Origin of the sequence: Vibrio sp. 2CM40D, assembly GCF_023161825.1 — a bacterium.
Classification (GTDB): domain Bacteria; phylum Pseudomonadota; class Gammaproteobacteria; order Enterobacterales; family Vibrionaceae; genus Vibrio; species Vibrio alginolyticus.
Genome location: NZ_JALNTL010000010.1, coordinates 21689 through 43688, shown reverse-complemented (window position 1 = coordinate 43688; position 22000 = coordinate 21689). Strand labels below are relative to the sequence as shown.

Below are 22000 nucleotides of genomic sequence, written 5' to 3'. Positions count from 1 at the left end.
CTTGCAATCCATTACAGTTTTATCGTGATCTGTGTTACTTACTTTTTATTTCATCACCCTATTGATAATGATACTCAATTAAAGATAATGAAATCACTATTAATGTGAAAGTAGAACGCCATGAAATCAAGCGCCATTAACCCACATCCCATAAACCGAATACAATCGGTGCTTGACTACATTCACACCAACTTAGACAGCACTCTGAGCGTAGATGAAATATCGAAAGCAAGTTGTTGGTCGCGCTGGCAACTGCAACGCGTATTTCAACAACACACTGGCGTATCCGTCGCTCACTACATCAGAGAGCTTAAACTTAGCCTTGCGGCTGAGCGCTTAATCCATACTTCTGACCGCTCGTTAGATATAGCGATAGAAATGGGATTTACATCTGAACACGCATTTAGCCGTGCGTTCAGGAATATGTTTTCAAAAAGCCCCCGCGAATATCGAAAAACGCAACAACTCTCCGGGTTGAGGCAACCTTTGACGCTGCGTAAGACACCAGAAGAAGAGAAAAAACATCAGCGCTTTATTGAAGTTCGAATAGAAACAAAACCGGCTTTTGAACTTGCTGGTTATCATGAACCTATTCACGGATTGTTTTCCGCTACGCCCGATTTCCAATCCAAAGTACCGTCACTTTGGTCACGTCTTTATTCATCTGAAAACCTTAACAATTCGGAAAGTAGTTACTTTGGCGTGATTGATGTGACTCAAGCGTATTCAAACAACCAACAACTTGAGTATTGGGCAGGTTATGAGTGCAGTCCAACAGCAAACGCACCAAGATCAACGAACTCTTCCAACTCGGGGTTAGACCTCTTGGCTGTTCCTGAGCAAACCTACGCCGTCATTACACACATAGGCAAAGCATCAGAGCTCGCCTCAACGCTGGAATGGTTTATTTTACATTGGCTACCCTACTCTAATTATCATGCTATCGATGGTTATGAGTTAGAGCTTTATCCAGAAGGTTATGATGTTGATAGCGAACAAGCACAAATGCAGTATTGGATTCCTGTAGAGCCAAACGACTCGCTATCTTTAAAACCTAAGAACAGAAGAATAAGTTCCAAAGATTAGTGTTTTGCACCAAATTGTTAACTTTTCCTATTTCTTTGAATATAGAATACAAATAACAATCATTATCAATAAATAGAAAAAGTAGTGGAATTTATAAATATGGAAAGTCCGATTCGATTTCATCGTTCAGCGGTTGCTATCGTCGTATCCGCATTGCTCGCTGGCCACGCCAATGCAACTGAGAGCACATCCCAACACGAAACGATTACGGTGCTAGGAGAAACATACCGAAACACCGCAACTAAAACCGTTTTAGAACCGGAGGAAACACCGCAAGCGATCACGGTAATCACTAAAGATGACATGGACCTGCGCGGCGTAAACTCGGTGAGCGAAGCATTGCGTTATGCACCTGGCGTAAATACAGAATTGCGTGGCGGTGCCGTTTCCCGACTTGACCTATTCAATATTCGTGGTTTTATTAACTACACCAACTTTTATGATGGTCTTCCTTTGCTGTACAACGGTTGGAACCTTCAACCGCAGGTCGATTCCGTTGCTCTTGAGCAAATCGAGGTTTTTAAAGGGCCAACGTCTGTTCTTTACGGCAATATTCCACCAGGAGGTATGGTCAACATTATCGCCAAGGCGCCTCAGTCAACACCCTCGCACTCTGTCTCGATTAGTACAGGGACTAACAGCCTAAAAGAACTGACGTTCGACACCACAGGACAAATTGGTGATTCTAATGTGGATTACCGTATCGTCGGCCTGGCAAAACAGCGAGATGGTCAAGCCGATACGTCTGAAGATGAACGTTATGTACTCGCCCCATCTTTCAATTGGCAAGCGACAGAAAGCACATTAGTGAACGTGAATGTTTACTATCAAAATGATCCATCAGCAGGTATCTACACGACTGTGCCTGCGTCTGGCTCAGTGATTAAAAACCCACTTGGCTCGATGTCACCAAGCACTTATTTGGGGGATGAGGACTGGAACACTTACGAACGCGAAGTTCTGATGATGGGTTACAAAGTCCAACACGACTTTAACAACAATTGGCAATTTCTACAGAATGCCCGCTACATGACCGCCGATGCCTATCAGGAAAACACATATAACGGTGCACTTGAAGCGGATAACCGTACCGTTGGTCGAAATGCCTATTTAACCGATGAAAAGTCCAAATCCTTTGTGATTGACAACCAACTATCTGGCTACGTTAAAACAGGAAATTTTGAACATAACTTATTGTTCGGGCTTGATTATCAGTATCTAGATTCAGATGTAAAATACAAAGACACGCTTGGGTATTCGCTAACTCAGGACATTTTTAATCCTGACCACAACAGCATTGATCGTAATGCACTGAATTTCCAATACAAACAAAACTTAGATATCAAAACGAAGCAGATTGGCGTTTATTTCCAAGATCAAGTTCGTTACGACCAACTTGTAATGATTGCAGGTCTTCGTTGGGATAAATACGATTCAAATACAGACGCCGTTAGCGATTATCTAGGAGCAGTATCCAACAGCAAGGAAGAGTTAGACGATACCAACGTATCTTTCCGAGTCGGTGGTTTGTATGAGCTAGACTTTGGTCTCTCGCCATATCTTACTTACTCGGAAAGTTTTGAGCCAATTGCGGGTGCCGACTCTTCTGGTAAAGCATTTGAGCCATCAACCGGTCATCAATGGGAGTTAGGCTTTAAATACGCCCCATTATCTGGTGATATCTCAGGTAACTTAGCACTCTTCCATATTACGAAGAAAAACGCGATCTTGACCGATCCGAATAACCCATATGCACCGAACTATCAAGCGGGCGAAGTGGTATCACAAGGTATTGAACTTGAGGCAAAATGGCAAGCCACAGCACAAGCTGATTTCACTCTAGGCTATACATATACCGATATGGAGATTACCGAGGACAGTTATTACAACCAAGAAGGTAAAACGCCGGTTTGGGTACCTGAGCAAACGGCCTCTCTATGGGCAAATTACTTCTTTGAAGGAAATCTTTCAGGCCTTCGTACCAGTGCTGGCGTTCGCTATGTCGGAGAAGCACAAATTGATGCACAGAATAGTCAAAAAGTACCGGACTACACCTTGTTTGATTTGGCAGCAAGTTACGATTTCTCAACGGTATCTGAATCAATGAAAGGGGCTAGCGTCACGCTTTCTGCAAGCAATCTATTCGATAAAGAATACTATTCTTGTTACGACAAAAATAACTGTTGGTTTGGCGCTGAGCGCTCTATCGAAGCGAAGTTAGAATACAACTTCTAACCTCTTAGAGCGGAACAGCCGTAATTTGTAAAGCGATGGTTTCTACAATAAGCCATCGCTTTTTATTTTGCATAGAGCATCAATATAAACGCTACCGTGTCACTTTTTTATAGCACCTTTCCGGCCTACCTACCGACCCATAGTTTAAATCAGCCTCTAGTTCACCTGTGCTGATCAGATACTCCAAATAGCGCCTCGCCGTTGTTCGGCTCGCGCCGATCTTTTCGCCTGCCTCATCAGCGGTCAGCGCACTGCCATTTGGGAACAACTCTCTGATCTTGTCTAGGGTTACACCATCAATCCCTTTTGGTAATCGGTTCGGCAAGTTGTCTTGATTGGCATGAGACTGCAGCATTTTATCAACGAGGTTCTGATCCAAACTCTCCACGATGTCTAGTTGTTGGCGTTGGGACACATACTTTTTCAGTGCGGCATCTAAGCGTGGAAACATCACGGGTTTTAACAGGTAATCGACAACGCCACCCCTCATCGCCTGTTGTAATGTATCGACATCCCTTGCGGCTGTAATCAAAATGACATCACACGTTTGGTTACTTGCACGCAGTGTATTTAGTATCTCAAGCCCTGTGCCATCGGGAAGATAGACATCCATCAATAGTAAATCTGGCTTAAGAATGTCGAGTTGCATTTCTGCTTCCATTCTCGTGGTCGCAATTCCAACCACTTCCAAACCTGTCAGTTGGCTTAAGTATTTGTGGTGCAGCTCAGCAATAGCCAGATCATCTTCAATGATCATTACGCGAGTCGCCATACTCATAATTGTTCTTCCTTGGGTAAGTACACCGTTATTCTTGTCCCATAATTTGTATTGGGTATCATCTCAACATGGCCGTGATATCGAGTAGCAAGCTGATTGACAAGGTGTAACCCAACACCTCGATTTTGGCGAGATTTCGTCGAAACGCCTTTTGTAAATAATGTTTGTGGATCCATTGTTTTTGGGAGGCCACAGCCATGATCTATCACCTCAAGTATCACTTCATTTCCGTAATCGCTAACGGACACATCAATGTTTCTGCGTTCTGACGCAACATTTGATTCATCGCGAATTGAAGTTAACGTGGCATCGAAAGCGTTATCAATCAAATTACCCAAAATTGTGACTAGGTCTTCCGAATTTAGCCACTCAGGCAGGGGCTCCAGACGACTGCCTTCCTCAACCACCAGTTGTAAGCCTAACTCGCGAGCACGTTCAGTTTTTCCAAGCAGCATACCTGCAATTAGCGGGTCCTTAACGGTATCTCTTAAAAACTCAATCATTGCTTGATAGTGAGCGGTTTCTTGTCCAATTAACTTTTGCACCGCATCAAGCTCACCCATTTGTACTAGCCCGCTGATAGTGTTTAGCTTATTGCGATGCTCATGGGTTTGCGAACGTAACAAATCTGCATATTCCTTGGTTTGTGATAGCTGCTCGGTTAGATCATTAATTTCATCCCTTAAACGGAAACTCGATACCGCCCCCACGATTTTTCCATCAACATAAATTGGAGAGCGATTTGCAATCAGGCGCTTATGATTAAGGAATATTTCAATATCATGATCTTCCTGCCCACTTTCTAACACTGTATATAGATCGCTATCACGCAGCGTATCAGTCAAAGGTTTATTGAGCGCTGATTCTCTATCAATACCGAGAATCTGGCAGGCACTACGATTTATCGAGCGAAGTATCCCTTGGGCATCAATGCTTAACACGCCCTCTTTGATAGTGCTCATCGTCACTTCTAATTCGCCGTACAACCGCCCTATCTCTTCAGGCTCAAAGCCTAAAATGGCGCGCTGAAACTTTCTCGACGCATAATTGGATACAATGGCATTAGCGATGACAACTACGATGACCATTAAAATCAAAAAGGCCAAAAATGGTTCGATGCGGTCTTGCAGTCGGTCGAGCAAATAGCCAACCGAAACCACACCAATGATGTTCCCTTCCTCGTCAAAAATCGCAGCTTTACCACGAACTGAATAACCTAACGAGCCCTGTGCCGTCGAAACATAAGACAACCCCTGTTCTAGCGCTCGACGATTGTCGCCACCTCTCATTGGCTTGCCCAACCGCTCATCAACAGGGTGGATTAAGCGTACTCCCTTATGGTCGCCAATAACGATGAATGCAGCACCTATGGCTTCGGTTAATTCTCTAAAGCGAAGTTGGTATGGCTGGGGGTTTTGGGTTTCGATCATTTCACGAACAACCGCTGAGTCCGCTAAAAAACGGGCAACACCCAGTGCTTTTTCTCCCATTTCTTGCTCTTGATTGATTTTGAGATAAGTGAACCCCGCGGCGACAAGCAATAACAGCTCTATCAACCCCGATAGCGTCATGATAATGAGCATCCGCTTACGAAAGCTGATGGTTTTCCAACTCATTGATACATCCTTGTGATTCACTCTTGAGCGTAACGTTAACACTCAGTTAACAGCATGACGTTGTCGCGGTGATAAATCTGTGAGGAAGGCAAACAAACCGCAGAGTTTACGGTTAATTAATCGACGAGCTGAAACATAAAATTACAACCATTCACCAAATTTAGCATTCCTCTCTGATACTCAATTCCATACATAAATTGCCCTTAAAATCATGATCGCGATCACATCGATTTTAGCGGTTTTTGAGGCGTTTTTAGACTTTACAACGTATAATTTTTAATCAACGAAACCAATGAGAGTTTCGGTTTGAAAGCAGTGAAGCTGGAAGTCTATTAAAAGCTCAACATTGATGTCAGTGGTTTGGACAAAAATAAAACAAAACACAAATACTGACTATATGACAAACACTTAGACACCATCTGAAAACTGGAAAACTATAAACAGAGGTGCATTTATAGTTAGAAGGAACACCAAACATGGAACGCGATACCTTTGGAATATGCCTGAATAAGGCGATGCTGTCAGAGAATATGTATTCAACATTTACACACGTCAGGGCTTATGAAAAAAACGGAGGCGGTACTTCTGATCTCAAAGTCCTGTTATCATTCCCTCAAATGAGCGGAAAAGATCTATTGAATACGATGCGAGGTTCTCGTCAGCTCGAGTGGAGAGCAGAGTTTCACTGTCCATATACGAAATAAATTTGTAACATCTCCCGCGCCCAGCACAAATATAACTGGGCGCATACTACTGCCCAATTTTCCCTCCTACTTAACACGCAGTTACGAATCCTTTATATTAGAGCTAATACTCTACGACAAAGCAGCCATTATGAAAAAAACAGGAAAGGTTTGGATACTGGGCTTACTTAGCAGCTCGATTTCCCTTGCCTGTCATGCGGCACCGATCACTTTTGATACCGCATGGCAGCTATTGCTAGAAAACAACTATTCTCTCAAAGCTCAACGCTCAAACGTCGAGAACTACCAATACCAAGAGAGTGCCACCAGCAATCTCAACTTACCTCAGGTTACTATTGGCGCGAATTACACGCGTTTAGATACCGATATCACGCTGTCGGGAAAACAGATCCTAGACAGCACAGGAGCACACATTAACGTACCTCCTGCTTTTCAGCCTATTTTTGGTGCCTTAGCTAATACCACTTCGACCATAACCGAGCGCGATATTTTCTCTTCGTCTATTCGTGCCATTTGGCCAATTTTTACTGGTGGTCGAATTTCTGCGGCTCAATCAGCAGCAGAAGGCAAAACGGATGAGGCGAAAAGTCAGCTTTTAATGGAACAACAAGCGCGTTTTGAAGATTTATCGAAGTACTACTTTTCTGTCGTACTGGCAAAGGAAGTACTCGCAACGCGGCAAGCGGTTGAAGCAGGGCTAAAAAAGCATCGAGATTTTGCCATTAAGCTTGAAGAGCAAGGACAAATCGCGCACGTTGAGCGCCTGCAAGCAGAGGCTTCTTTAGATAAAGCATCTGTAGAAACACGTAAAGCAGCCAGCGATTTGAGTATCGCTCAGGCTGCATTAGGTAAATTACTCGCACAAGATGACGCCGTAGAGCCCGCTGAATCTTTGTTTATCAACGACAGTCTTCCCCCTCTTACCGCTTTTGTCGATCAAACGTTGCTTACCTATCCGGGGTTAGAACTTCTGAGCGCTAAACACAAACAAGCCTCTAGCTTAATCAAAGCAGAAAAAGGGAAATACTACCCTGAAGTTTATCTTTACGGCGACTACAGCTTGTATGAAGACGATTCTCTCGCAAGCCAAATGAAGCCTGACTGGTTAGTTGGTGTTGGTGTCAGCATTCCACTGATTGAATCATCAGGGCGAAGCGAAAAAGTCAAAGCCGCTCAAAGCGTCGTCTCGCAGGTCGACTCATTAAAGTCCCAAGCCAAACAAGACTTATCGCTGTTAGTCCAAAAGACATACTTGGAGGCTCAGCAAGCCATTGATGAAGTACAAGGGCTCGCATCTAGCATTGAACTCGCTAACGAAAACCTGCGCTTGCGTGAAAAAGCATTTACTCAGGGTCTGTCGTCTTCTCTGGATGTTGTAGATGCACAACTTTATGTCGCGAGTATAGAAACACAACGTTCAGCGGCGCGTTTCCGCTATTTAATATCTTTAACCAAGCTACTCGCATTGAGCAGTGAAATGAACAGCTTCGAACAATATCAAAATACCGCTTATATCCCTGCTTCAACATCCAAAGAGGTGAAATAAATCATGGCAGCTAAATCACTAAAACCCGTTTTACTCTCACTTTGTGCTTTGGGTGTTGCCTCTTGGGTTGGGTATCAATTTTACCAAGCCTATCAACCAGAACCGATCCGCTTACAGGGATTAATTGAAGCCCAACAATACAGCATTTCCTCAAAAGTTCCAGGGCGTATTGATGAGGTAATGGTACGTAAAGGCGACGATGTAGAGAAAGGTCAGCTTATTTTTACCCTTCATAGTCCTGAAATTGAAGCGAAGTTAGAACAAGCAAAAGCAGGTGAAAAAGCGGCGGACGCCTTAGCTCAAGAAGCTGAGAAAGGCGCACGTGAGCAACAAATCCAAGCAGCAAAAGATCAGTGGATGAAAGCCAAAGCCGCTGCGAATTTAATGGAAAAAACCTACAATCGTGTGAATAACCTTTATAACGATGGCGTTGTTGCAGAACAAAAGCGCGATGAAGCTTTAACTCAGTGGCAAGCAGCGAAATACACAGAAAGTGCTGCGTTTCAAATGTACGAAATGGCAAAAGAAGGCGCTAGAAGTGAAACCAAAGTGGCTGCGGCGGAAAAAGCGCGCATGGCATCAGGTGCCGTAGCCGAAGTAGAAGCGTACGCGAAAGATACTCAGATCTACAGCTGGTTTGACGGCGAAGTCTCTCAAGTTCTACTTCAAAGTGGTGAATTAGCACCTCAGGGCTTCCCGGTTGTTACTGTGATAGATACAGAAGATGCCTGGGCGACACTTAATGTGCGTGAAGATTACCTTCAACACTTTAAAAAAGGAGCAACCTTTGATGCCTATTTGCCTGCCTTAAATAAAAATGTTGAGTTCAAAGTAACGCATGTTGCCGTTATGGGTGACTTTGCAACGTGGAGAGCAACCGATGCTTCTCAAGGTTTTGATCTTCGTACCTTTGAAGTAGAAGCTCGTCCAGCTCAACCCGAACCTGAACTGCGTATGGGAATGAGTGTTGTCGTTGAACTTTAATCACAACCACTAGGTTAATGCTATGACGATTAAGATTTCACAGCGGCATATCTTACGACGAGACAAGTGGTTGCTTTCGTGCCTTACTTGGATACCGATTTTGCTCGCGATGATGATTTGGGGAGTGTTCTCTGCGGGCATTGCCCGGGATCTGCCAATCGGTGTGGTTGATCTACAACATTCCCAACTTTCTCGAAAGCTCATTCAATCTTTGGATGCGTCGTCGAGTCTGGCTGTTAACTATCACTACACCAGTGCAAGCGAAGCAAAAAATGCGACGATTGAAGGCGATATCTACGCTTACGCGGTCATCCCATCTAAGTTCGACCAAGACATTCTCCAGCACCGCCAACCTCAACTTTCTGTCTTTTACAACAGTCAGTACATTTTGGTAGCGAAACTGATCAACTCTGCTGTTGCGCAAGCACAAGGCTATTTCGACGCTCAGGTTGAAGTAATGGGCAACTTGGCTAAGGGTAACACCACAACGTTAGCAGCGGCTGGACAGGCTGTACCCGTGTCAACACAAATAACCGCATTATTTAACCGTAACAATAACTACGCACAATTTTTGGTAACGGCTATCGTGCCAGCCATTTGGCAAATATGTATTGTAGTAAGCACTATTTTGATTCTTGCCGCGCACTTTCGCATTTATGGTGGAAAGAATGGCTTTGCATTTTTGGGCGAAAAGCCATACGCCAGGCTCACTACCTTATTAAGTCGGTACATTCCGGTCTTTATGGCGCAAGGTGCGTTGTTCTTGTACTGGTTTTATTCCGTGCTTGATTGGCCAATGGAAGGCAGTTTTGTGGTTATGCTATTAGCACAATTGGCGACGGTTATCGCCTGTATCATTATGGGAGCGTTGTTCTTCTTCTTGTCGATGGATCCTGCACGTGCGATGAGTTTTGCTGGCGCATTTACGGCTCCAAGCTTCGCGTTCATGGGAATTACATTCCCAGTTTCTGACATGAACACGCTCGCTTATGCATGGCGTTCATTATTGCCGATTACCCATTACATTGAAGTACAAGTCAGTCAAGCAAGCTATGGAGCATCGGCCGCACAATCTTTAAGCTCGCTATGGCCTATGATTGGTTACGTTGTGCCCCTGCTCATTACCGCAGCCTTGATGGGTAAACATCGAACAGCTTCATCAACACGCCAAGCGAAGGAGGCGGTATGACATTGTGGCAACTGATTAAAGCGGAACTTAAGGCCGTTCTAACCAATCCAGTCGTTACGTTGACCGTGTTTGGTGGTGTCGTATTTTACTCGTTTTTATACCCTTTGCCTTATGCACAACAAACGCCTCGTGAACAACCAATCGCGATTGTTAATCTAGATGGTAGTCAGACGAGTTTAAAGCTAGAACGTATGGTTGATGCCACTCCGCAAGTCAACGTAGTCACTCGACTTCATACGATTGCCGATGCAAAGCAAGCATTTTTACAACGAGAGATCACCGGTTTTTTAGTCATACCAGAACACTTTTACAAAGACCTAATGCTAGGTAAAAGCCCGACTCTAGCCTACGCTGCGGACGCCTCGTATTTTCTCGTGTACGGAACCGTGGTAGAAGGATTGGCCCAAGCTGGAGGCACATTAGGGGCCCAAGTGAAAGTCAGTAAAATGGTGATAGATGGTGTGCCCATGAGTATGGCTAGCCATAATTACTCTGCTATCAAGCTTAATATGAAGCCGACGTTCAACCCAACCATGGGTTACATCGAATACGTAGTGCCGGCAGTATTTGTTCTGATTTTACAACAAACGTTGATCATGGCGGTTGGATTACAAACGGGAACACAGCGTCATGGTCGTGGCTATTGGTCACAAGTATCCACGGGATCGCTGCTGCTTGTGAGAACGTTAGTATTTGTGGCAATTTATTATTTACTCGGCGCCTATTATTTTGGTTTTAGCTTCGAACGCTTAAACGTAAACCATATCGCCAATGCGGGCGAATTGCTGGCTATGTTGTTCCCGTTCCTTTTAGGTTGTTGCGGACTAGGCTTCTGGCTAGGTTACTTATTACCTCGGCGTGAACTTGTCACCTTAGTCGTCCTAGTGAGCTCTATGCCGCTCATTTTCTTGGCTGGTTTTATTTGGCCGATTGAAGCCATACCTACTCCCTTACTATGGATTGCTGATTTAAGCCCAAGCACTTGGGCGATCAAAGCTTTCTTAGCACTAAACCAAATGGGGGCAACCTGGCAACAAGTCGCTCCACATTGGACAGCACTTTGGGCACTCACTGTGCTTTGGGGTAACGTTGCGTACTGGATTGCTAAGCGAAGTAACAAGCCAGTTGTAACAGAGAGCTTGGGGTGATAGCCGACATTTTTATTACTATAAAAAAAGCCGGGTAACTAAACCCGGCTAAAAATCTGCGTCCTTGCAGCGGACATATGGTAAAAACACTTTTTGCTCTGGGCTTACCCATTGAGCGAGGTTAGATTAAGCCAAAAAGTATGGACTCCATACTCTCATATAGAGGGTTATATCCTTCCAATAGACATTAGCTCTTCGCTAGAACGATAACGTTTTTCAGACACAAAAAAACAAGACTCACATTGAGTCTTGTTGTTGATAGGGATGAGCAGGATACATGTCGCCGCTAAGTCATATCACGGATTATTTTTTCTCGGTATTCTGTAACGACCTTCATGATTGAATTTTTTACATCACCGACTTGCTTAGAGGGTTGGCACCATAGGCCAAAACCAAACTTAAAACCTTCCAATAATTCAGAAGCTTCCACTGGCTCTATATGATTATTAGAAAACTCCGAATGGGCAAACGTTCTGGGGAGAATCGCCCATCCTAAACCTGCTTCAACCATTTTCACTACAAGGGCCAATTGGTCGACCTCTTCATGGTTCGAACTTACGATGACTTTTTCGCCCATTCCCTCTTCAATAAGAGACCGCAGTACAAATTGTTTACTATTCCTCAAGGCTGTCAATACTCGATCTGGTGCCATAGAAGCGAGTTCACCACCTTTCTGGACGAAAGGAACAAATTCAAAATGACCTAAAAACGTCGCATCCAAACTATGTATTGCTCGACTATCATGCACATTGACAATACCGAATTGATAATCACCATTCTGTAAACCCTCTTTAATTTCGTTGCGATTACGAACAAGAAAGTTAACTCGCATCATCGGAAAATCTGCTGCTAATTGAATACGAAGCAATACAAGAAAACGGTGTGGTATAGCGCTTGAATAGGCGATACTAACATTCTCTAACCCACCGTAAGCTAGACTTAATGCGACTTTATCGAAAGTACGTGCTTGTTCGATGGTTTGCTTAGCATAGTGGTAAAGAAGATGACCATCTTCTGTCGGTTCTACCGAGCGCCCCACTCGCTCAAACAGGTTGACCGCCAGTTGGTCTTCAAGATTGGTAATCACCTGCCCTATTGTGGTTCGGTGCTTATTGAGTTTGACCGCCGCCTTACTAAACGAAAGCTGTTCATAAACGGTTACGAACGCGAGAAGTTGTTCAAAACTAAAATTCATAGGTTGTGCTTACTTTTTAGAGTTATCTAATTAAATTACCACAAGATCGTAGAATTGCTACTTGGTAACGGAAACAATCTGCGTTTGAATTCCTTCTCGACGACACAAAAAAACCTACTAGCTTCAGTAGGTTTTCTCTAACTTAGTTGTACTCAACGACACGAGCTAAATAGTTGAATTCTCCTGAGTCACCATGGTAATCGCGGTAGACATCGACACTGAAATATTTAGGTTGATCAGCGTAAATGTGGTCAACGACTTTTTGCTCAAGTGACTCCAACGTTTCACCGACCTGAGAGTACACGAACTGCTTGTTCACTTTTTCCAATTTACGTTGTTTCGCTTCTTTGTGTGACACATAGTTGTTGATCTCTTCCCACTTTCCCACGAACTCGACCGCCACGTAACTCGAGTTCTCGTCAATCATGATAAAGGCTGCACCTTCTTCTTTGATTGCAGACAGTTGCTGCATATCACTATCCACTTTTTGCTGGTCAAGATGGGCTCCACTTTGGGCGAATGCAGTCGCGGAAGCGGTAAGTATCATGAGTGTAAGAACGGCTTTTTTCATTGTATCGTTTTCCTGTATTAAGGGAGTTCAGTTACCCAAAGTTGCCCTTGGGTGGCTTTTTTGAATCCATATTCGTAAATCGTCAGCAAGTAGCGGTGATCGAACATATCTTTCGTTACTTTGGCGTACCTGAAATCTTGATCAATGTAGGTAAACTGCATCTCGATATCGTTGATTTCACTGATGTATTTCATTCGATAGAGATCACCACGAGTTTGCGCTAGCGTAAGGCTTGAGACACTTTTCGATACCAAGTCCAAACCTTTGTCTTTTAGTGGACGATACGGCGCTTTTAACGCACCATTGCGAATCACATCCAACTGAGGCGCTTTTTCTAACCCCAAAGCATCTGAGATTTGTTGATAGTTGAAGTTAGACGGATTAAAGAACACCTGCGCTGCGAGACCACCATCTACGTGTAACTCCTCAAGTGTTTCTCCATCATGTTCAACATCGATAAATTGTGGAGGGAAAACACCAGGGATCGATGCGCTCGCAGCAAGCACCTTGTAAATAAGTTCAGATTTGTCCGCTAAATCACTGTTCGCAATCGCACCAATATTCCAAATCACCAGTTCGCCTGAATCAAAATGGGTACTGCCAATAAAGAGGCGTTTACCATTGCGGTGTTGCTGCGCCATCGCCTCGATCATGGGCTCAGGGTAAGCGTCTGCGATGAAATCATAGAGGTTCTCACCATCGGTAAACGCGTCCTTAAACAGGGTATTTAAGAAGTTCTTCTTACCCAAAATATTCTTATCATTGATGTTGAGCATGACTTCTTTCATCTTTGGCATCGCATCACCGCCAATGAAAACAAAAGGAGCGATTAGGGCACCCGCACTGACTCCAGTAATGATGGCATAATCTTTTAGCTCCCCCTTTTCCTGTAGCCCCATCAAAACGCCGGCCCCGTATGCACCGTTTACGCCACCACCCGATAAGGCCAAAATATTGAGCTGTTCACCCTCTACTTTGATCGGTGTGGTTTGATTGTGCGCTGAGTAGAGAAAATCCGGCGCTTCATTGGCCCACATTCGAAGTGGCTCATTTGGTGTCGAACTCGCGATCTCGACATCTTTATAGTTGCTTTGAGAAACACGAACATCCAGCGTATGAGGTGAACTACAAGCTACTATCAGCAGCGAAAGTGCAACCGTCACACCAGAGGAAATTAAACGATTCATAATCAGTCTCATTTAATGTTCTCTGGCGTATGACCAGAGACTCAGTTTGAAGTTAATTGGGTCAAAATGAAGTCCGTTTCGTTGTTTGGAGTTACTATAGCTAGGCACGGCTAAACCCCATAATCGCGATTGTAGGATGCTATCCATCAAAGCAATTATGCCAAGTTTCTATATGCTAACTTTACGCTTCTCCGTTAATTAGGTACTGCGCTAAGCAATTTTCACGACGTTGAACTCATGCGTCGGTTCGACAAATTCGTATTGGGCATTGATCGTCTGTAGCTCCCATGTGCCATAGCCTTTTGTGATCTCCAATACACCGTAAACGGCGTTATGTGTATGACGAAAGGCTGCGACAGGAGACATCTTCTTCACCAAACAAGAGGTAAAAATCGCAGAAATTAAATCACCGACTCCGACTGGCTGCATAGCAAATTCAACACTAGGTCGTTGGGCCAAATAGCTTGCTTTCGGCGTCGCTAAAATCATACTGAAGGCGTCATCTGTTAGTGCATGCAGGTGTTTCACCAATACCATTTTCGGTCCTAACTCTAAGGCTTTTTTACATGCAGTGACCGCATCATAAAGAGAGTTAATTTTCACACCTGTTAACTCGCTCAGTTCAAACTGGTTAGGAACAATCACATCAGCGATGGGCAACAAGCTATGGCTTATCGCTTCTTTGACACCGTCTGCCACAATGCAACCTTTGTCTGGATCACCCATAACTGGGTCACACACATAAAGTGCACTATGGTTACGCGATTTGACTAAACTTACCGCTTCGGCCACCGCTAGACATTGCTCTGCGCTGCCTTGATAACCGGACAGTATCGCGCCACATTCGCCTAACTTCTCAATGTTATCTAAGCCTCTCATTAGAGAATGAATTTCATCTGCCCCAAACTTCTGTCCAGTCCAACCTTGCTGGTACTGAGTGTGATTTGAAAACTGAACCGTGTGAATTGGCCAGACTTCGAGGCCCATTCTCTGCATCGGGAAGACGGCAGAACTGTTTCCTGCGTGGCCATAAACCACATGAGATTGAATAGAAATAATGCTTTTCATAAGTCACTCTTAATTGAGAAGTTTGTTAGCTTGGCGACTAAATAAACACAATATCGCGCACTGTGCTTATTTGGTCGGAATAGCCTCGACAACGCCGAGGCTTATTCTTAATCAGGCTGGATTAATTAGCCTTGGAACTCAGCGAAGTACTCATCCAACACTTTGCGCGTTGCACGACCGATAAGCTCGTATTCGTGATGAGTAAGGTTTGCTAACGAAACTCGAACTGATGCGTGTACTACATCGAAGCCTTGGCCTGGAAGTAGGATAACGCCGGTTTCATGTGCAAGACGGAACAGGAAGTCTTTGCCCTTCTCGCTCGCTTTGAACCATTCAACGAAGGCTGGTCCGTACAATTTGCCGCCCAAAGTGTCGAGCTCAAGCAGTGTGTAGTAGTCCACACGATCTTTGTTTTCTTCAATTTCTACACCCATGTTTTTGTACAGAGTTTTGTAACGCTCGCGAATGATGCGTTTACATGCTTCTTTGTAGTTTTTCTCTGAGTCCATCAGACAATTCAATGAGAACAGCGCCATTTGAACTTGTTGAGGAAGAGACAAACCTGCTGTGTGGTTAAGCGCTACGCTGCGGCTGTCTGCTACGATACGGTCAATAAACTTAATCTCACGAGGTTCCGGAGTCAGTGTTTTGTAACGATCGTCCAACTCAAGTTGACGCGCTTCAGGAAGGCTGCGCATTGCATCGTCAAACACGTTGTTGTGTTGAATCGCAATCGAGCCTAAACGCCAGCCTGTTGCACCGAAGTACTTCGAGAACGAGTAAACACAAAGCGTGTTGTATGGCAGTTTCGCGAACAGTGAGACAAAGTCGTCCGCGAATGTGCCGTATACATCGTCAGTCACAATGAACAGGTCGCTGCGTTCGTTGTTCACAAAATTTGATAGGTTATCCAGAGTCTCATCCGAGAACTTCACAGACGCTGGGTTTGCTGGGTTCACGACACAAAGCAGTTTGATGTCTGTATCTGCAAGCTTTTCGATTTCAGACATCGGCAGCTGCCATGTTGTCTCATCCAAACGTAGTTCAACGATTTCCAGTTCGTATTCACTCAGTTCTGGAATTTCTAGGTACGGCGTAAAGATTGGAGTGATTAGCGCGACCTTGTCACCTTTCTTCAACAGACCGTTGTTGAACATAGTTTGGAACGTGTACGTCATAGACGCTGTGCCGCCTTCCGTTGCAAACAGATCGAAGTCTGTTGTCATTGGCATCGGGCCGTACATCTCTTCTGCGATGTACTGCTTCACAACCCTTTCGATGTTCGTCAACATACGTGGTGGCACTGGGTAGTTACATGCAAGGTATGCGTTAACCAGCTCATTCAAAAATGCCTGTTTCTCTAGACCCAAACGGTCTTTTGCGTAGCTCAGCGACTTTTCCAAGAACTGTACGCCTTGGTCTTGTTTATTCTTGCTTGCAAACGTATCGAAGCGCTCAACAATGCCCACACCATCTGGAATGCCACCGAAACCACCATCTAGGTATGAATAAGTGCGCTCGGCTTCCAATATTGCGAACTCACCCAAACGAATGAACGCTTTGCGTGGTAGTGTCGCAAGAAAATTAGGATTACCACGACCTGCATCTAATAACGCGCGGTCAGGAACAGTTTGTGCCACTTCAATAAGTTTATCTTTTAATTCAAATGGGCTTAAATCTGCAAATTTTGAAAAATCAATTGTTGTATTTGGCGTAGTCATAATATTTACCTGAATTTATTATTTAGTGAAATTTGGATAATACTTCCCCTACCGCCTATTTAATTAGGCGATAAGAGTGTTCGAATTTATTTAAATTACATGCCTGCGTTTAAAGTAATAATGCCGACAATAATAGGACCCCATAGGGTGAGCAGTACATTGGCGACAGCATAAGTCACGGTGAATGAGAATACTGGCGTTGCGTTACCTGTTTTTTCCATTAAAGCCGCGAATGCTGGGTTCGCACTTCGTCCACCTGTAACACAACCAAGTGCTTCAACTGGGTTCTTAATCTTCAATACAAAGTATGAGAAAAAGAACGAAATAAACTGAGGAATAATGGTCACAGCCATACCAAGGAACAACAGAGACATACCGTGTTCTTTGATGGTGTCGACCGCTTGAGGCCCAGCCTCAAGGCCAACAATGCCCACAAATGCTGCCAAACCGAAATCTCGAATAAAGTTCGCGGCACCCACAGGAAACTGAGCAACATGCGGATTGCGGCTACGCAACCAACCGACAATCAAACCTGAGATCAAACAACCTGCACCAGAACCGATAGTGACGGGAATACCAGCAATCTTAAAACTGATTAGACCAATTAATAGACCCACCACCATGCCCATACCAAGCACGACTAAGTCAGTCACGTTTGCTGAGCCCATTCGCTGACCAATGTTTTTCTCAACGCGATTGATATCTTTTGCGGTACCTGTAAGCTGGATGACGTCGTTTTTCTTCACCACAAGATCCGGCGTCATTTCGATAGAGCTGCCTTCACGAATGTAATCCGTCACATAAATACCGCGCATAGAGCCTTGGTTCGAAGCCTCTTTAATCTCTTGCAGCGACTTACCAATCAGTTTGCGGTTGTCTGCGATCAGTTGACGGTTTTCTTCAATAACTTCATAGCCTTCTGGAAGTGCAATCTCGTTGTCAGCCAAACCATCTTGCAGCTGATGTACTGCATTACGGCGACCTGTTACAACAATGACATCCCCTTCTTTCAGTGCTGTGAATTTGTCCACTTCTAGCACTTTGCCATCACGTTGAATCAATTCAATACAAGCAGCTAGAGCGTGTTGGTTTAACTGAGCTAGGGTTTTGCCTGCTAGCCCGCCATCTTTGCTCACTTTAAATGCTCGTGTAACCAGCGCGGTTACTGCGTTGAATTCACCCGGCGCAAGATCGCGCTTACCATTTGAGTTTTTCTCTTCTAGCGCAATCGCTTCTGCTCGGATATCCCACTTCATCAGTGTTGGGAATACCCATGTCACCATAAGAATTGGACCAAGCGAACCAAAGATGTACGTAACTGCATAGCCGACTGCGACGTTGGTCTGCATTAGGTGTTTCGCTTCTTCTGTCACACCACCAAGACGTGCGATCGCATCACCCGCTGTACCGATGATTGCCGATTGAGTCAAACCACCAGCTGCAAGACCAGCTGCCGTACCTCTGTCTAGATCAAACATCCAAGCTGCTGCTAGTACACAAAGCAGGCCAGACACCGTCATCACTACAGCAGAAAGTAGAATGTTGATGGTTCTAAAGTTCAATGCTTTAAAGAACTGCGCACCACCTTGATACCCTACTGCGTAAATAAAGAGCGCAAAGAAAATGCTTTTTACGCCGGGATCAATATGAACACCAAATTGCCCAATAATTACACCCATTAATAATGTTCCCGCAACACCGCCAAGAACAAATCGACCAATGGTAATTTTACCTACCATATAACCGAGAGAGAGCGTAATAAAGAGAGCAACAAATGGTGCCATGTCAAAAAGGTTAGAAATAATTTCCATGACAATTTTACTCTTACTAATAAATATAAAACTCAAATAATCTAACGAATAATCTGTCACTCATATTTGTTGGATTATTTAATTTAAAAAGCATCTCGTTTGCTTCGAAGCGAATATTAGAAACAAAACCTCACAACTCGTAATCCCATTTGAAGGATGAAACCATCACTTCGCATATTCAAACGCAAACATTGAACAATAATTGTCGAAAATTTAATAACTTAGTGGTCTGAAATGAACATCAAATAAATTGGAAAATAAATTTATTTTTATTTTCACTGTCCAAAAAGCTACTTTGTTGCGCTATTCCCTCTATATAGCGCATAACACCTTTCTCTTGATGGATTAGATCCTACAAAAGCGATTATCACGGATGCCATCACTTGCCTTATCTTTACATTCATCAAGTTAATAGAGAAAAACACCATGAACTCAATGCCACATGAACTTGTGTGGGGCGAAGTTTACTTCCCTCCCTTGTTGCTGGTTATTGCATTGGCTTACATGCTCACCATTTTGGTTGGAACCGTTGCAACAAAACTGGGACTCCACAAATACGTTGCATTTCCTGCGCTCGCTGAGCTAAGCCTAATTGTGATTTTTACTGGCGTTATTGGTCGATTCATTACCATATTTTGAGGCAAATTCCGTGATAAAACGTTATCTCATCACACTGCTATTACTGTGTTCCGCTGGCACCGTGATTTTCAGCTACTACCAATCATACTCTGACAACCCTTGGACTAGAGATGGCCAAGTTAGCGCGCACATCGTTTCTATAACCCCCCGCGTAACAGGACAAATCATCCAAGTCTACGTCGAAGACAATTCGCAAGTGAAACAAGGCGATTTGCTGTTTGAGATTGACCCAAGCATCTATAAAGCGGCGTACCACAAAGCGCTAGCAGCTCAAAAGCAAGCCATTGCATTACTAGCAAAGGCCAAAAATGAAGAGCAGCGAGCACTTAAGTTAGAAAAGCGCACACCTGGCGCCGTACCTGTACTGACATTGAATAACCTAGACAATGCGGTGGAGACAGCCGTTGCCAACGTAGAACTCGCGAAAGCCAATGTTGAAGAAGCCAAGCTAAACCTTGATTACACAAAAGTTTATGCGCCAACGAATGGTTATATCACTAATTTGAACTTACGCGTCGGCTCTCAAGTCGTCGCTAACTCCCCAGTCGTGGCTTTAATTGATGAAGACAGCTTTTGGATCGAAGGATATTTCAAAGAAACGGATTTAGTTGGCGTTGATCCACAAGATAAAGCCTACGTGACCTTAATGATGCACAATGAAGCTGTGCTGGAAGGCAAAATCAAAAGCATTGGCTACGGCATTGCGAAGCAAGATGGTAGTACTGGTAACGATCTTTTGCCCAATGTGAACCCTAACTTTCAGTGGATACGCTTAGCTCAACGCATTCCAATTAAAGTTAAATTAGATCACTTACCGAAAGATTTTCAACTACGTGTTGGTATGACGGCCTCTATCAAAATCATCAAACAATAATGTGGTGGAATGTATGTTTAATGCCTCAACCAAAGAAGCAATCAAAGCTGCGCTGTCTATCGTTATCGCGATCTGCCTTGCCTTATGGTTTCAATGGGAGAAACCGTATTGGGCAGCGATCGCAGTCGCGGTAATGGCATTAAATGAAAGCTTCGCTCACTCAATAAACAAAGGTCATAATCGCTTATTAGGAACCCTCCTTGGCATCGGTTATGCCTTTTTCCTCATCACGACGTTTTCTCAAGATCGCTTTTTGTTTCTCACCTTCTTCACCTTGTTTTTAGGTGCGTGCATTTTTATGTCGAGCGACGAAAAGTATGGTTATGTGTTCTCTATCGGTTTTGCTGTGTGCTCCATCATCGCATGTATGGGAGGATTTGATAGTCAAGCAACGTTCCACTTCGCTGTTCTTCGTATGCAAGAGACGATTCTTGGTGTGATCACGTTTTCTGTTGTGTACCGATTAGTCTGGCCAGTCAGTACAGAACAAAACTTCATTCAACGTTTTGAGGCCAGCAGAGAGGCGATGCTTAACGCTATGAAATCGCCCAATGATATAGATATTGAAGCTCTTGAGACCAACACCGCCAACATAGAAAAGTTATTCCAACTGGTCGGCTTACCACTTACTGGCAGCTACCACTTGAAAGAACATCGTCAGCTATGGCGTGCGCGTTTAAATGAGATGGCACAAATCCAAGACCGATTGCTAGAACAAGCAGATAAATCGCAAAGTCGTGAGATCGATTGGCCAACGCTAACGCAGCAACTTCAAAGCTTTGATATTAAAAATCCAAGTACGTCGCTCATTGGTCACGTTGCTTATGTTATGCAAAGAGAGAAAAACACGGTTTGGCATCACGAGCATCGGACCTTCATCCAGCATTTGAATGAAGACGGCAGAAAGGTACTGCAAGGTGTCTCCATGTTCGTAACGTCACTGCTGATCTGGATTTACCTTCCTGTGCCCGGAGGTTTCATTTTTCCGATGCTAGCAGGCGTGTTCTCTTCAATCGTTCCTACTATGCCACCAAGCATTATTAAAGATGCATTTTTTGGTGTGATAGGCACTGGCACGGTGATTCTATTGCAATACATTTTCCTAATGCCAATGATGACCGAGCTTTGGCAGCTTGGGCTATTCTACTTCATCAACATCATCGTGATTTGGAAGGTATTTTCCACACCAAAGCTGATGGTACACAGAATTCTAGGTATTAACTTATTGGTTGTCTTGACATCAGGAGCGCTCAATTTAACCCCAGCGTATCGAATTGAAACGCCCTTGCTGATGCTGGTAAACATTATGACTATTTTGATGATTGCCAAGTTGTTTACTGATCTGTTCCGTGTTCGCGTCACGGCCTAAGCGTCACCTCCGTTCTTGAAACTAAAGCCCCGCATTGCTTTTGCTCTGCGGGGCTTTTTGCTTTGTTCACTGCCCTATTCCTGCCTCACCCATAAAGCGAGGATAGTATCCATCAAAAGCGATTAACGGAATCTCTCTTCACCTCATAAAATCCTCTCATTGATTCACGAAATGCAATCGAAAACTCTGCATTCACAACGTCAATCACAGCAAACACATCTATCTAACTGAACAAGAAGTTCAGTGACACATTAACTGTCTGAGTCTCGAAGGTTTGAG

General features: G+C 44.1%; 18 protein-coding genes. 10 read left to right on the top strand and 8 right to left on the bottom strand.

Features of this window, described 5'->3' with window-relative positions:
- Nucleotides 1-120 precede the first annotated feature (120 nt).
- Both MTF70_RS19745 and MTF70_RS19740 read left to right on the top strand, forming a co-directional pair.
- On the top strand, nt 121-1086 hold the full coding sequence (locus MTF70_RS19745; protein ID WP_005387160.1) for a helix-turn-helix domain-containing protein: 966 nt from the start codon (nt 121-123) through the stop codon (nt 1084-1086).
- A 99-nt stretch (nt 1087-1185) separates the two neighbouring features.
- Nucleotides 1186-3321, top strand: a complete 2136-nt coding sequence (locus MTF70_RS19740; RefSeq protein WP_205461505.1) for a TonB-dependent siderophore receptor — start codon at nt 1186-1188, stop codon at nt 3319-3321.
- Nucleotides 3322-3412: 91 nt separating this feature from the next.
- On the opposite strand, the gene MTF70_RS19735 is transcribed toward MTF70_RS19740, so the two are convergent.
- Nucleotides 3413-4099, bottom strand: coding sequence for a response regulator (locus MTF70_RS19735; RefSeq protein WP_005377133.1), 687 nt, complete (start codon nt 4097-4099; stop codon nt 3413-3415).
- Nucleotides 4096-5715: a sensor histidine kinase gene (locus MTF70_RS19730; RefSeq protein WP_205461503.1), complete on the bottom strand. Its 1620-nt coding sequence runs from the start codon at nt 5713-5715 to the stop codon at nt 4096-4098. The genes MTF70_RS19735 and MTF70_RS19730 overlap by 4 nt, the downstream gene beginning before the upstream one ends.
- Nucleotides 5716-6191: 476 nt before the next feature.
- Here MTF70_RS19730 and MTF70_RS19725 point away from each other — a divergent pair, with 476 nt between their 5' ends.
- The 5 genes from MTF70_RS19725 (at nt 6192) to MTF70_RS19705 (ending at nt 11286) form a co-directional block, all read left to right on the top strand.
- Complete coding sequence (locus tag MTF70_RS19725; RefSeq protein WP_005377125.1) at nt 6192-6419, top strand: hypothetical protein; 228 nt, start codon at nt 6192-6194, stop codon at nt 6417-6419.
- Nucleotides 6420-6549: 130 nt separating this feature from the next.
- Nucleotides 6550-7965, top strand: coding sequence for a TolC family protein (locus tag MTF70_RS19720; RefSeq protein WP_104975368.1), 1416 nt, complete (start codon nt 6550-6552; stop codon nt 7963-7965).
- 3 nt (nt 7966-7968) lie between these two features.
- Nucleotides 7969-8949: an HlyD family efflux transporter periplasmic adaptor subunit gene (locus MTF70_RS19715; protein ID WP_005377122.1), complete on the top strand. Its 981-nt coding sequence runs from the start codon at nt 7969-7971 to the stop codon at nt 8947-8949.
- Nucleotides 8950-8971: 22 nt separating this feature from the next.
- Nucleotides 8972-10138 carry an ABC transporter permease gene (locus MTF70_RS19710; protein WP_205461499.1) on the top strand — a complete coding sequence of 389 codons (1167 nt, stop codon included), beginning with the start codon at nt 8972-8974 and terminating at the stop codon, nt 10136-10138.
- Nucleotides 10135-11286, top strand: a complete 1152-nt coding sequence (locus MTF70_RS19705; RefSeq protein ID WP_064376716.1) for an ABC transporter permease — start codon at nt 10135-10137, stop codon at nt 11284-11286. Before MTF70_RS19710 ends, MTF70_RS19705 begins: the two co-directional genes overlap by 4 nt.
- A 286-nt stretch (nt 11287-11572) precedes the next feature.
- On the opposite strand, the gene MTF70_RS19700 is transcribed toward MTF70_RS19705, so the two are convergent.
- The 6 genes from MTF70_RS19700 to aspT all read right to left on the bottom strand — a co-directional run bounded on the left by MTF70_RS19700 (nt 11573) and on the right by aspT (nt 18839).
- Nucleotides 11573-12481, bottom strand: a complete 909-nt coding sequence (locus MTF70_RS19700) for a LysR family transcriptional regulator (protein WP_017634569.1) — start codon at nt 12479-12481, stop codon at nt 11573-11575.
- A 142-nt stretch (nt 12482-12623) separates the two neighbouring features.
- Complete coding sequence (locus MTF70_RS19695; RefSeq protein WP_205461497.1) at nt 12624-13052, bottom strand: hypothetical protein; 429 nt, start codon at nt 13050-13052, stop codon at nt 12624-12626.
- A 17-nt stretch (nt 13053-13069) separates the two neighbouring features.
- Entirely contained in the window at nt 13070-14239 is a 1170-nt protein-coding gene (locus MTF70_RS19690) for a patatin-like phospholipase family protein (RefSeq protein ID WP_017634571.1), read from the bottom strand.
- Between the two features lie 210 nt (nt 14240-14449).
- Nucleotides 14450-15307 carry a pyridoxal kinase PdxY gene (gene pdxY, locus MTF70_RS19685; RefSeq protein WP_205461495.1) on the bottom strand — a complete coding sequence of 286 codons (858 nt, stop codon included), beginning with the start codon at nt 15305-15307 and terminating at the stop codon, nt 14450-14452.
- A 125-nt stretch (nt 15308-15432) separates the two neighbouring features.
- Nucleotides 15433-17028, bottom strand: coding sequence for a bifunctional aspartate transaminase/aspartate 4-decarboxylase (locus tag MTF70_RS19680; RefSeq protein ID WP_137282073.1), 1596 nt, complete (start codon nt 17026-17028; stop codon nt 15433-15435).
- Nucleotides 17029-17123: 95 nt separating this feature from the next.
- Nucleotides 17124-18839 (bottom strand): aspartate-alanine antiporter, encoded by a 1716-nt coding sequence (gene aspT / locus MTF70_RS19675; protein ID WP_137282074.1) that lies wholly within the window; start codon nt 18837-18839, stop codon nt 17124-17126.
- A gap of 426 nt (nt 18840-19265) precedes the next feature.
- On the opposite strand from aspT, the gene MTF70_RS19670 reads away from it, so the two are divergent.
- From MTF70_RS19670 to MTF70_RS19660, 3 genes are read left to right on the top strand one after another with little or no spacing between them, the layout of a single operon-like run.
- The gene (locus tag MTF70_RS19670; RefSeq protein ID WP_005377106.1) at nt 19266-19478 is read left to right on the top strand and encodes a DUF1656 domain-containing protein; all 213 of its coding nucleotides are present in this window, start codon (nt 19266-19268) and stop codon (nt 19476-19478) included.
- Nucleotides 19479-19488: 10 nt separating this feature from the next.
- Nucleotides 19489-20352, top strand: a complete 864-nt coding sequence (locus MTF70_RS19665; protein WP_005377105.1) for an HlyD family secretion protein — start codon at nt 19489-19491, stop codon at nt 20350-20352.
- A 13-nt stretch (nt 20353-20365) separates the two neighbouring features.
- Nucleotides 20366-21721 (top strand): FUSC family protein, encoded by a 1356-nt coding sequence (locus MTF70_RS19660; protein WP_065274594.1) that lies wholly within the window; start codon nt 20366-20368, stop codon nt 21719-21721.
- Nucleotides 21722-22000 lie beyond the last annotated feature (279 nt).